8 protein-coding genes are annotated in these 12,313 nt (G+C 64.0%); all 8 read right to left on the bottom strand.

Going from position 1 to position 12,313, the window contains the following annotated elements; genetic code table 11:
* Positions 1 to 73: 73 nt before the first annotated feature.
* The 8 genes from ABFP37_RS08080 to dnaA all read right to left on the bottom strand — a co-directional run bounded on the left by ABFP37_RS08080 (position 74) and on the right by dnaA (position 11,849).
* The gene (locus tag ABFP37_RS08080) at positions 74 to 658 is read right to left on the bottom strand and encodes a DUF3566 domain-containing protein (RefSeq protein WP_347033209.1); all 585 of its coding nucleotides are present in this window, start codon (positions 656 to 658) and stop codon (positions 74 to 76) included.
* A gap of 86 nt (positions 659 to 744) precedes the next feature.
* Complete coding sequence (gyrA, locus tag ABFP37_RS08075) at positions 745 to 3,426, bottom strand: DNA gyrase subunit A (protein ID WP_078028434.1); 2,682 nt, start codon at positions 3,424 to 3,426, stop codon at positions 745 to 747.
* Between the two features lie 59 nt (positions 3,427 to 3,485).
* A complete protein-coding gene (gene gyrB / locus ABFP37_RS08070) occupies positions 3,486 to 5,492 on the bottom strand; it encodes a DNA topoisomerase (ATP-hydrolyzing) subunit B (protein ID WP_221937613.1) in 2,007 nt (668 codons plus the stop codon).
* A 487-nt stretch (positions 5,493 to 5,979) separates the two neighbouring features.
* The gene (locus ABFP37_RS08065) at positions 5,980 to 6,537 is read right to left on the bottom strand and encodes a DciA family protein (protein WP_078028432.1); all 558 of its coding nucleotides are present in this window, start codon (positions 6,535 to 6,537) and stop codon (positions 5,980 to 5,982) included.
* The gene (recF, locus tag ABFP37_RS08060) at positions 6,524 to 7,726 is read right to left on the bottom strand and encodes a DNA replication/repair protein RecF (protein WP_347033208.1); all 1,203 of its coding nucleotides are present in this window, start codon (positions 7,724 to 7,726) and stop codon (positions 6,524 to 6,526) included. The genes ABFP37_RS08065 and recF overlap by 14 nt, the downstream gene beginning before the upstream one ends.
* A 59-nt stretch (positions 7,727 to 7,785) precedes the next feature.
* On the bottom strand, positions 7,786 to 8,670 hold the full coding sequence (gnd, locus tag ABFP37_RS08055; RefSeq protein ID WP_078028430.1) for a phosphogluconate dehydrogenase (NAD(+)-dependent, decarboxylating): 885 nt from the start codon (positions 8,668 to 8,670) through the stop codon (positions 7,786 to 7,788).
* 105 nt (positions 8,671 to 8,775) lie between these two features.
* Positions 8,776 to 9,900 carry a DNA polymerase III subunit beta gene (dnaN, locus tag ABFP37_RS08050; RefSeq protein ID WP_078028429.1) on the bottom strand — a complete coding sequence of 375 codons (1,125 nt, stop codon included), beginning with the start codon at positions 9,898 to 9,900 and terminating at the stop codon, positions 8,776 to 8,778.
* A 527-nt stretch (positions 9,901 to 10,427) separates the two neighbouring features.
* Positions 10,428 to 11,849 carry a chromosomal replication initiator protein DnaA gene (gene dnaA, locus ABFP37_RS08045; protein ID WP_078028428.1) on the bottom strand — a complete coding sequence of 474 codons (1,422 nt, stop codon included), beginning with the start codon at positions 11,847 to 11,849 and terminating at the stop codon, positions 10,428 to 10,430.
* Positions 11,850 to 12,313: the final 464 nt, after the last annotated feature.

The following is a 12,313-nucleotide window of genomic DNA, read 5'->3' as shown; positions in this document are numbered from 1 at the left end:
CTTTACAGCACATCCCGGCCCGATCTCAAATCGAGGCATTCCACCGGAGTTTTTCCGCGGAATCGCGGGCTTTTTAGTCGTCCGTCAGCGTGACGCCGATGCCACCCACGAGGGTCGCGGAAATGTTGTAGAGCACCGCGGACAGCATGGACAGGGCCGTCAGCAGCACAACGTTGACCACGGCGATAATGGTCGCGAAGGAGGCCACCTGGCCCAGGGACGCGACCTTCTTCAGTTCGAAGCCGCCGCCCTCGGAGCCGGCCAGCGTCCCCAGGAGGCTGTCCACCTGGTCAAAGATTCCCGTGAGGTCCAGGACCGTCCAGAGAACGATGGCGGCTACCACGGTGACGATGCCGAGTGCCACGGACAGCAGGAAGGCCATCTTCAGCACGGACCAGGGGTCCACCTTGCTGACTAGGAGCCGCGCGCGGCGGACCTTTGCCTTCGGGGCGGGCTTGACCAGGCCGGGGGCGCCCTGGCCGGGGCGCTGACCCGGAGTGGCCGGGCGCTGGCCCGGCGTCGCAGGACGCTGCCCGGGGGCTGCAGGGCGTTGTCCCTGCGCGGGCCGCTGACCCGCACCCGCCGGCCGCTGACCGGGAGCAGCGGGGCGCTGTCCCGGAACGCCCGACGGCGTGCCCGGGCTCTGCTGCGGACGCACCGGGGCATTCACTCGGGGAGCGGATGCCGGCTGCCGTATCCCGCCGGGACCATTGCTGCTCGGCTTGGGAAATGAGTCGGAATTACTCACTCGTTACCTCCGGTGTTGTCTTCGTTCAGCTCGGCGTCGCTGCCCGCATCCTCGGATGCTGTGGCGGTTGCCGACTCTGCCTCTGCTGTTTCTGCCTCTGCGGACCCGTCTACGGGTCCGGCACCTTCAGCCAACGTTACGTCATCCTCCGGAGATTCCTCTCCCTCAATGCCGCGTTCGCTATTGCGGGCCACTTCGATGATGCGGTCGTTCTTGTCCGGTTTCGCGAAGATGACGCCCATGGTGTCGCGGCCCTTGGCCGGAACTCCTGCCACGGATGACCGGACTACCTTGCCGCCACCCATGACCACGAGGACTTCATCTTCCTCCTGGACGATGAGGGCGCCGACCAGATCGCCGCGTTCCTCGGCAAGCTTGGCCACCTTGATGCCCAGGCCGCCGCGGCCTTGGAGACGGTACTCCTCGACGGCGGTGCGCTTGGCGTAGCCGCCTTCGGTCACGATAAAGACGTAGGAGCCTTCGGTGATGACGTTTGCCGCCAGGAGCTCGTCATCCTCACGGAATTTCATGCCCGTGACGCCCGACGTCGCCCGGCCCATGGGCCGGAGTGCGTCATCGGTGGCAGTGAAGCGGATGGACTGGCCCTTGCGGGACACCAGCATGAGGTCGTCCGTCTCGGAGACCAGCTGGGCCGAAACTAGTTCATCCCCGTCCCGCAGGTTGATCGCAATGACGCCGGCGGACCGGTTGGTGTCGTAGTCCTCCAGCCGGGTCTTCTTGACCAGACCCCGCTTGGTGGCCAGCACCAGGTAGGGCGAGTGCTGGTAGTCCTTCAGGTCCAGCACCTGGGCGATGTGCTCGTCCGGCTGGAAGGCCAGCAGGTTGGCCACGTGCTGGCCCTTGGCGTCGCGTCCGGCCTCGGCGAGTTCATAGGCCTTGGCCCGGTAAACGCGTCCCAGGTTGGTGAAGAAGAGCAGCCAGTGGTGGGTGGTGGTAACGAAGAAGTGCTCCACGACGTCGTCGCCGCGCAGCTGCGCGCCCTTGATGCCCTTGCCGCCGCGATGCTGCGAGCGGTAGTTGTCGCTCCGGGTCCGCTTGACGTAGCCGCCGCGGGTGATGGTAACCACCATTTCCTCTTCGGGAATCAGGTCCTCCATGGACATGTCACCGTCGTAGCCCATGAGGATCTTGGTGCGGCGGTCATCGCCGTGCTTGGCCACGATTTCCGCGAGCTCGGTGCTGATGATCTCGCGCTGGCGTTCCTCGGAGGCAAGGATCGCGTTGAATTCGGCGATCATGGCCTCGAGTTCGGCATGGCGGTCCTGGATCTTCTGGCGTTCCAGGGCAGCGAGCCGGCGGAGCTGCATGTCCAGGATTGCCCTGGCCTGCAGTTCATCGATATCCAGCAGTTCCATCAGGCCGTCGCGGGCCGCCTCCGTCGTGTTGGAGGCCCGGATCAGGGCGATGACCTCGTCCAGCATGTCCAGGGCCTTCAGGAGCGCGCGCAGGATGTGCGCCTCTTCCTCGGCCTTGCGCAGGCGGTACCGCGTGCGCCGGGCAATGACATCGAGCTGGTGGGTGACCCAGTGCCGGATAAAGGCATCGAGGCTGAGAGTGCGCGGCACGCCGTCCACGATCGCCAGCATGTTCGCGCCGAAGTTTTCCTGCAGCTGCGTGTGCTTGTAGAGGTTGTTCAGCACCACCTTTGCCACGGCGTCGCGCTTGAGCACAATCACCAGTCGCTGGCCCGTGCGTCCCGAGGTCTCGTCACGGAGGTCGGCGATGCCCTGGACCTTGCCGTCCTTGACCAGTTCGGCGATCTTGATGGCGAGGTTGTCCGGGTTGGCCTGGTACGGCAGCTCGGTGACCACGAGGCAGGTGCGCCCCTGCAGTTCCTCCACGTTGACCACGGCGCGCATGGTGATGGATCCGCGGCCGGTACGGTAGGCGTCTTCGATGCCCCTGTGCCCCAGGATGGTGGCGCCGGTGGGGAAATCGGGTCCCTTGATGCGCAGCAGCAGTTCTTCGAGCAGCTGCTCGCGGCTCGCCGTGGGATTGGCCAGGTACCACTGGACGCCGTCCGCAACCTCGCGGAGGTTGTGCGGCGGGATGTTCGTGGCCATGCCGACGGCGATGCCTGAGGATCCGTTGACCAGCAGGTTGGGGAACCGTGCCGGGAGGATGGTGGGTTCCTGGTTCTTACCGTCGTAGTTGTCCTGGAAGTCGACGGTTTCCTCATCGATGTCACGGACCATCTCCATGGCCAGCGGCGCCATTTTGGTTTCCGTGTACCGCGGTGCGGCCGCGCCGTCATTGCCGGGTGAGCCGAAGTTGCCCTGCCCCAGCGCCAGCGGGTAGCGCATGGTCCAGTCCTGGATCAGGCGGACCAGGGCATCGTAAATGGCGGTGTCGCCGTGGGGGTGGTACTGGCCCATGACCTCGCCCACCACACGAGCGCACTTGTTGAAGGAGCGGTCGGGGCGGTAGCCGCCGTCGAACATGGCGTAGAGCACGCGCCGGTGCACGGGCTTGAGGCCGTCCCGGACGTCAGGGAGGGCGCGGCCCACAATGACGGCCATGGCGTAGTCGAGGTAGGACCGCTGCATCTCCGTCTGGAGGTCAACCTGCTCCACGCGGTCGATCAGCACGTCGCCTTCCAGCACCGGCTCCGTGGCATCTGCGGATTCCGCGGGAACCTCGGGGGTTTCGTCACTCATAATCTGTATTTTCCGTTTCAGGTATATGTCGGATCTGGAATATTAGGCGCGAACTAACGCTAAATATCCAGGAACCTGACATCCTTGGCGTTCTGCTGAATGAAGTTACGGCGCGATTCGACGTCCTCGCCCATCAGGACCGCAAAAATCTGGTCCGCGGCCGCGGCGTCTTCCATAGTGACCTGCAGGAGGGTACGCCGGTCGGGGTCCATCGTGGTGTCCCAAAGCTCGGTGTAGTCCATCTCGCCGAGGCCCTTGTAGCGCTGAATCCCGTTGTCCTTCGGGATACGGCGTCCGGCCGCCTGCCCGGAGACAAGCACGGCGTCACGTTCGCGGTCGCTGTATACGTAGTCGTGCGGCGCGTTGGACCACTTGATCCTGTACAGCGGAGGCTGCGCGAGGTAGACGTAGCCGTTTTCGATGAGCGGGCGCATGTAGCGGAAGAGCAGGGTCATCAGCAGGGTGGTGATGTGCTGCCCGTCCACGTCGGCATCGGCCATGAGCACAATCTTGTGGTATCTCAGCTTGCTCAGGTCAAAATCCTCGCCGATGCCGGTGCCGAAGGCCGTGATCATGGACTGGACTTCGTTATTGCCCAAGGCCTTGTCCAGGCGCGCACGCTCCACGTTGAGGATCTTGCCGCGGAGGGGCAGGATTGCCTGGGTCTCCGGGTTTCGCCCGCGCTTGGCGGATCCGCCGGCGGAGTCGCCCTCCACCAGGTAGACCTCGCACTTCGACGGGTCCTTCGAGGAGCAGTCCGAGAGCTTACCGGGCATGCCGAAGGATTCCAGGGGGCTCTTGCGCCGCGCGTTGTCGCGGGCCTTGCGGGCGGCCATGCGTGCCTGGGCCGCGGAAATGGCCTTGCGGATGACGTCGCGGGCGGGGCCGGGATTGCGCTCCAGCCAGTCACCGAGCTGATCGGTGACCACGCGCTGCACGAAGCCCTTGACCTCGGAGTTACCCAGCTTGGTCTTGGTCTGGCCTTCGAACTGCGGCTCGGCCAGCTTTACGGAGATGACCGCCGTCAGGCCCTCGCGGATATCATCGCCGGTGAGGTTTTCTTCCTTTTCCTTGATGATGCTCTTGTCCCGCGCATAGCGGTTGATGAGCGAGGTCATCGCGGCCCGGAAGCCCTCTTCGTGGGTGCCGCCCTCGTGCGTGTTGATGGTGTTGGCGTAGGTGTGGACGCTCTCCGAATACGCGTTGGTCCACTGCATAGCCATTTCCACGGCGATCTTGCGTTCCGTGTCCTCGGTTTCGAACGCAATGACGTCCTCGTGGACGACGTCCACCTTCTTGCCGGAGTTCAGGTGCTTGACGTAGTCCAGCAGGCCGTCGTTGTACTGGTACACCACTGTGCGGTGCTCGGCGTTGACTTCACCCTCCGTGGCCACGGCGTCGAGGTCCAGATCGTCGTCCTCGCCGGGTTTGGTGGTGACGCGCTCATCCGTGAGTGTGATGCGGAGGCCCTTGTTGAGGAAGGCCATCTGCTGGAAGCGTGCACGCAGCGTCTCGAAGTCGAACTCGACTGATTCGAAAATGGTCGGGTCGGCGTAGAACGTCTGGGTGGTGCCAGTTTCGTCCGTTTCCTCGCCCATGACCAGGTCTCCTTGGGGCTTGCCGCCGTCGGCGAAGGACATCCGCCAGACGTGGCCCTGTCTGCGGACTTCGGTGTCCACCCAGCGGGAGAGCGCGTTGACCACGGAGATGCCTACCCCGTGGAGGCCGCCGGACACGGCGTATCCGCCGCCGCCGAATTTGCCGCCGGCGTGCAGGATGGTCATGACCACCTCGACGGTGGGCTTGCCTTCGCTCGGGTGGATGTCCACCGGAATGCCGCGGCCGTCGTCGGATACCTTGACGCCGCCGTCGGCCTGGAGGACGACCTCAATGTGCGTGCAGTATCCGGCGAGGGCCTCGTCCACCGAGTTGTCCACCACTTCGTAAACAAGGTGGTGCAAGCCGCGCAGGCCAGTGGAACCGATATACATGCCGGGCCGTTTGCGCACGGCCTCAAGGCCTTCGAGAACGGTGATGTCGCTGGCACCGTATTCCCGCGGTGTCACCGCTTCCGCCGGCGTGTCAGGCGTCGGGGCATCTTCCGTTGCGGTTTCCACTGCCTGGATATCTGCATTGTCGTTAGCCACAGGCGCTTTCGACTCCTCTGTTTCGATGATGGCCGGCTGATGCCGTCTCCCGAGGGAAAGGCTTCCGCCGACAGGCACGTCACTGATAGCGCCGGCTACTCGATTGACCTGCGGACCCGTCTTCCGCCGCTGGAATCGCGCGGGAAAACGGACTCAGTCAACGTTTCACCGGCGCCCAGTTATCTACGGAGATTCTATCGCGAAAGGGGCACGATTCCCGCATTCCGGGGCCTCGAACGGCTGGCAATGTGCCGCTCGCTGGCCATTGACCCCGCCTGCAAGGCCCCAGCGGTCCCGTCTTTGGGTTCCTATACGACTCACGGCGGTTTGAACGCCCTACACGCCGTTTGCGCATTTTTCAAGGGATCCGGCACCGGGCCGGGCCGCGATCCCTTGCGATAGCAGGCTATCCGTACGTGTCCCGGGGCCCGCGGCCATTGACCGTGCGCCCGCCCTTGCGCCAATTCGGCGCCGCCGGCCCAAGGACCTGAATGCTGGTGACCACGCCGTCGCCCAGTTCTGTTCGGAACTTGTCGAGCAGGCTGATACTCAGCAGCCGGAGCTGGGTGGCCCAGGCCGTGGAGTCGCACCGCACGTGCAGCGTGGTGTCGGTGAAGCTTTCGGGCGTACAGTGCGCCGCGATTTCCGGGCCTACGAGGGTCGGCCATTCCGCCATGACCGAACCGACGGCAACGGGTGAGGTCCAGCCGCGCTCTGCCACCAGCCGGCCCACCACCTTACCGAGCCCCAAGGGATCACGGCCGGTGGAATGGAACTGGCTGAAGCCGCGCGTGCTCCGCCCGGAGGTGCGGGGCTTCTGGCTGCTGCCGGAGCGCGGCGCGGCCCGGCGGACCTCGCCGCGGGCGGCTGCGGCGTCGCGCATTCTGTTCAGGGCCGACTGCGCGGCATCGATTTCATCGGGATCGCGGCCGGGCTGCAGGCCGCCGTCCTTATCCCTGTTCATCGATTCCTCCCGGGATAACCTTCACCCGCCGCCCGGTCAGTTCTTCCGGAATATCGGCATCGACGGCGGCGGTCACCAGCACCTGCTCGGCACCAGCAACGATTGCGGCCAGTTTACGCCGCCGCTGCACATCGAGCTCGGCAAAAACGTCATCCAGGATGAGGATGGGCGCCGAACCACCGGTGCGGGCGTCGTCCAGCATGACGTAGTAGGAGGCGAGCCGCAGGGAGAGGCACATGGACCAGGTCTCACCATGCGAGGCATATCCCTTGGCGGGTGCCTGGCCGAGGACCAGTTCCAGTTCATCCCGGTGCGGTCCCACGAGCGAGATGCCCCGCTCGAGTTCCTTGCGGCGGGACGCCGCGAAGGCGCGCACATAACGTTCGGTGAGCTCATCGACGGACAGTAGCCGCAGGTCCTCAACCGGGTCTCCTGCTGCAGACGATTCGGCTCCTGCGGCCGCCGGTGCGCCGTCGTCGTCGATCATGTTCTGGAGCGTGGACCGGTAGACGGCGTCCGCGGCCTTGGACCCGTCGGTGAGCTGGGCGTACGCGTTGTTAAGATGCGGGCGAAGGCGCTCCACGAGTTCCAGCCGGGCATGCAGCAGCTCCGCTCCCGCGCGCGCCATGTGCTGGTCCCAGACATCCAGGGTGGCCTCATGGCCGGACGTGAACTTGCCGGCACGCGCAGATTTAAGCAGGGCGTTGCGCTGTTTGAGCACACGGTCGTAGTCGCTCCTCGTAGCGGCGTGCCGGGGCACGAGGCTGACCAGCAACTCGTCGAGGAAGCGTCGCCGGCTGGAAGGATCACCCTTAACGAGTGCCAGATCCTCGGGAGCGAAGAGGACCGTGTGGCAGATGCCCAGGAGGTCCCTCGCGCGGACCGGGTTGCTGCGGTTGATGCGTCCGCGGTTGGCCCGGCCGCCGTTGATCTCCAGCTCCAGGACCGTGGACTGTTCCCCGCGCACCAGTTTAGCCCGGATCATGGCCCGTTCGGTTCCGAAGCGCAGCAGCGGGGCGTCCGCACTGACCCGGTGCGAACTCAGCGTCGCCAGGTAGCCGATTGCTTCCATCAGGTTGGTTTTGCCAATGCCGTTGGAACCCACCAGGACGGTGACGCCGGGTTCCAGCCGGAGGTCAACCTGGGCGTAACTGCGGAAATCGGTCAGGGACAGGTGTTCTAGGTACACAAGATCTTCAAATTCTCGGGAGCCCTCATTCCGGGACCCTGCGGATCCCGGGCTCGGTGTTACTTGGCCGGCCGGGTGGCATGACCGCCAAACTGCTGGCGCAAGGCGGACACCATCTTCATGGCCGGTGAATTGTCCTCGCGAGATGAGAAGCGCGCGAACAGCGCGGCGGTGATGGCCGGGGCCGGAACCGCGTTCGCGATGGCTTCCTCCACGGTCCAGCGGCCCTCGCCGGAGTCCTCGACGTAGTCATCGATCGAGGCCAGGCCCGGATCTTCGTCCAGGGCCTTCACCATGAGGTCCAAGAGCCAGGAACGGACAACCGTACCCTTTTGCCAGGCCCGGAAAGTGCCGGGAAGATCGGTGATGATGTCCTTGGCAGCGAGGAGCTCATAGCCCTCGGCGTAAGCCTGCATCAGGCCGTACTCGATGCCGTTGTGCACCATCTTGGCGTAGTGGCCTGCGCCGACGCCACCGACATGGACGAAGCTGTCGGCCCGCTCGCCTTCCGGGCGGAGGGCGTCAAAAACGGGCAGCGCGCGCTCGATGTCTTCTGCATCTCCGCCGGCCATCAGGCCGTAGCCGTTCTGGAGTCCCCAGACGCCGCCGGAGACGCCGCAGTCGGCGAAGCGGATTCCTTTTTCGGCCAGCGCGGCGCCGTGCTTCTGGTCCTCGGTGAAGCGCGAGTTGCCGCCGTCGATCACCAAATCGCCGGGCTGCAGCTTCACGCTGAGTTCGGTGATGACAGCGTCAGTGATGTCCCCGGACGGGACCATGACCCAGACCAGGCGCGGAACCGGAACGGCCGCAATGAGTTCGTCGACGGAGGACACATCGGCGACGTCGGGGTTGCGGTCGTAGCCCGTGACCTCAACGCCGCCTTTGCGCAGCCGTTCGCGCATGTTGAAACCCATTTTGCCAAGGCCGATCAGTCCGATGTGCACGGTGTGAGCTCTTTTCTGCGCTGGTGGTGGAGGTGCTGCGGTGGTGCACCCAACTGGGTCGCACTGGGTGTCGTTTTGGGTGCCCTTGACGACATCAGCTGCTACTTAGTTGGGCAGCCGGACCGGCATCACGAGGTAGCGGTAGTCGTCCTGGTCGTCTCCGTCGGCGTCAACCTGAGCGGTGATCATGGCCGGCTTTGGCGCGGTGGTGAACGAGAAACGGACGTATTTCGTTTCGATGACGCTCAGGCCCTCAACGAGGTAGTGCGGGTTGAACGCCACGGTGATGTCGTCGCCGGACAGCTGCGCTTCGAGTTCCTCGGAGGCCTGCGCATCCTCGCCGGTGCCGGCGTCAAGGTGGAGCTGGCCCTGGGTGAACGCGAGGCGGACGGGGGTGTTGCGCTCGGCAACGAGTGACACGCGCCGGACTGCTTCGACCAGTTCCTGGGTCTGCACGGTGGCATGGATCGGCGTGGAGTCCGGGAACAGGGAGCGGATCTTGGGGTAGTCGCCGTCGACCAGCAGCGATGTCGTGGTGCGTCCGCCGCTTTCAAACCCGATGAGGCGGCTGTCGTCGTCGGCAATGGCGAGGTTGATGTCCCCGCTGCTGCCGAGCGTCTTCGCAACCTCGTTGAGGGTCTTTGCCTTGACCAGCGCACTCGTGGAAATGCCGGGGGTGACCGGCTTCCACGGCACTTCCCGCATGGCCAGGCGGTAGCGGTCGGTGGCCAGGAGCGTGATGAGGTCATCCTCGATCTCCATGCGCACGCCGGTGAGGATGGGCAGGGTGTCGTCCTTGCTGGCGGCGATGATCACCTGGGAAACAGCCTGGGCGAAGGAATCGCCGGCGACAGTGCCGCTGATGGTGGGCAGGGCCGGCAGCGGCGGATATTCGGCTTCCGGCATGGTGGCCAGGTGGAAGCTGCTTCGGCGGCACGTAAGCGTCACTTTGTTGCCGTCGGTTACCACCTCGACGGGGGCGGACGGAAGGCTGCGGCAGATGTCGGCGAGCAGCCGGCCCGAGACCAGGATGGTGCCTTCCTCCGCGATGTCGGCAGGGATTTCAAGCCTGGCCGACGTCTCGTAGTCAAAGCTCGACAGGCTCACAGTTCCGGACTCGGCCTTGAGGAGCAGGCCGGACAGGACCGGTACCGGCGGCCGCGGAGACAACGATCGGGCTGTCCACGTTACGGCTTCTGCCAGGACGTCCCGTTCGACTCTGAACTTCACGGAAGGGTGCCGCCTTTCATTGCTGCTGCCATTTTCTGAACGGGAACTCCTGCGTGGAGTCCACAAAACCGTTGCTCCCGGAACGCCGGAACCTGCATGGTCCGCACTTGCTGGACCACTGGAAGACCCGAGGATGGGAGCGCTGCTGACAGCTTAGCCGGAACATCGGGGATTTCCCCATCCCCGTCAATGACCTCGGCCCCTCGGGGGCAGGGGCCCGGAGGCGTGTGGGGCAGGGAACGAGATTGTTGTTTGAGGGAATTTCAATTTTTTGGGATTAGTAGTGTTAATAACTGCTGTGGAAACTGTGGATAACCCCGTCCCACTGCTGGAATCCGCGGTTAAGCCCTGTTCATGGACTGTGGGCGGAGCACGTTTTAAACAGGCTGTGGATGGGGATAACATTTTTGGCCGTTTCCGTGATCCACAGACACCTTAAGGGTTTTAAGCCCATTAACCGCGGTTGTCCCCTTAACTGTCCACAGGGTTATCCACACGTGCCTGTTAATAAGGTTAAGAACCGAGGGTCAGGAGTCGCGCTGCTGCTGCTTGATCCGGTTGGTCAGCTCGGTGACCTGGTTGTAGATCACACGGCGCTCAGCCATAAGCTCGCGGATCTTGCGGTCGGCGTGGATCACCGTGGTGTGGTCCCGGCCGCCGAGTTCCTGGCCGATCTTGGGCAGCGACATGTCCGTCAGCTCGCGGCACAGGTACATCGCGATCTGACGGGCCGTGACCAGCGTCCGGGTCCGTGACTTGCTGCAGAGCTCTTCCATGCTGAGCTTGAAGTACTCGGCCGTCTGCGTCAGGATCTGGCTCGAGGTGATCTCCTGCGCGCCGTCATCGGTGATGAGGTCCTTGAGGACCATCTCGGCCAGGGCAACATCCACCGGCTGGCGGTTGAGGCTGGCGAAGGCCGTGACGCGGATGAGGGCGCCTTCGAGTTCGCGGATGTTGCTGGAGATCTTGGAAGCGATGTATTCCAGGGCGTCGTCCGGAGCGGAGAGACCTTCGCTGAGGGCCTTCTTCCGGAGGATGGCGATGCGGGTTTCGAGTTCCGGCGGCTGGATGTCGGTCAGCAGGCCCCACTCGAAGCGCGACTTCATGCGGTCCTCGAAGCCGGCCAGCAGCTTGGGCGGCTGGTCGGACGTGATCACAACCTGCTTGTTGTTGTTGTGCAGGGAGTTGAAGGTGTGGAAGAACTCCTCCAGGGTCCGGTCCTTGCCGGCGAGGAACTGGATGTCATCGATCAGCAGCACATCCACGTTGCGGTACGTGGTCTTGAAGCTGGCGCCCTCATCGTCACGGATCGAGTTGATGAAGTCGTTGGTGAATTCCTCGGAGTTCACGTACCGGACGCGGATGCCGCTGTAGAGGCGCCGGGCGTAGTGGCCGATCGCGTGCAGCAGGTGGGTCTTGCCCAGTCCGGAGTCGCCGTAAATGAACAGCGGGTTGTAGGCCTTCGCGGGCGCTTCGGCCACCGCCACGGCGGCGGCATGGGCGAACCGGTTCGATGAGCCGATCACGAAGGTGTCAAAAACGTACTTGGGATTCAACCGGCCGAACTCGTGGGAAGTGCTCGGCAGCATGGGCTGCGGCTTCAGTTCCACCGACGGGTCGGCAGCGAGGGAAAGCTCGACGGCGGGTTCCGGCTCTTCGTGGACGGGCACCAGATCGGTGTCAACGTCGATGGCGCAGCGGATGTCGTCTGAGAAAACATTGCGGAGCGCGTCGTCGAGTGCGTCCTTGACCTGGGTCTGCAGCACTTCCCTGGTGAGTTCATTGGGCACGGCCACGAGGAGGGTGGAACCGATGAGGCCCTGCGCCTGGGCCAGGATGACAAAGCCGCGCTGCCTCGGGGAAACACGGTCGTCCTGCTCAAGAAGGGTCACCACGCGCCGCCAGGAACTTCCGACAGTATTGGCGTGGTTGGCTTCGTCTACTGTCATCAATCGGGTTCCTCAAAGCTTGCTTACCTGCATTACATGCAGCCGCAAGCCTGGATCCAGGGTGCTGTCCCGGCTTCATCCACAGGGTTATGCACAGTCCGTGGATAATCGGCTACTGGGCCACTCTAGGGGATGAAAAGGCCAGAAGATAGCTGGGAAGTGGCTTGTGGATAATTACACCGTTGTGGTTCGAAAAAGGGGCTTGTGACCCACTTCATCCACAGGCTGGGGACACCGGTTAGCCACAGTTGGGGAAAGGTGGCGGGCCACCTCCCGGTTTGACTCGGGGTCGCAGTTTGGCCTAACGTTGTGGAGTCCTTTGTGCCTGCTTTCTGACCCCATTTTGACCTTCCAGACGCCCAGCGTTCCGGGAAATCGGGGGAAGCAGACACATACAAAACTTAGCGTCGGCCAGTTCTTCCCCTTTTTTGATCGGGTGGGCGCACCTTTGATCCACTGGAGTA

It is taken from the genome of Burkholderia sp. RS01 (assembly GCF_039748055.1).
Lineage (GTDB): Bacteria > Actinomycetota > Actinomycetes > Actinomycetales > Micrococcaceae > Arthrobacter.
Note: the sequence above shows the minus strand (reverse complement) of the source record. Positions and strands in the feature narration are given on the sequence as shown.

Bases quoted from the DNA above. Each gene is read 5' to 3' on its own strand.
- gyrA (WP_078028434.1), bottom strand. From the start codon at position 3,426: ATGAGTGACGAAACCCCCGAGGTTCCCGCGGAATCCGCAGATGCCACG.
- ABFP37_RS08065 (WP_078028432.1), bottom strand. From the start codon at position 6,537: ATGAACAGGGATAAGGACGGCGGCCTGCAGCCCGGCCGCGATCCCGAT.
- dnaA (WP_078028428.1), bottom strand. From the start codon at position 11,849: ATGACAGTAGACGAAGCCAACCACGCCAATACTGTCGGAAGTTCCTGG.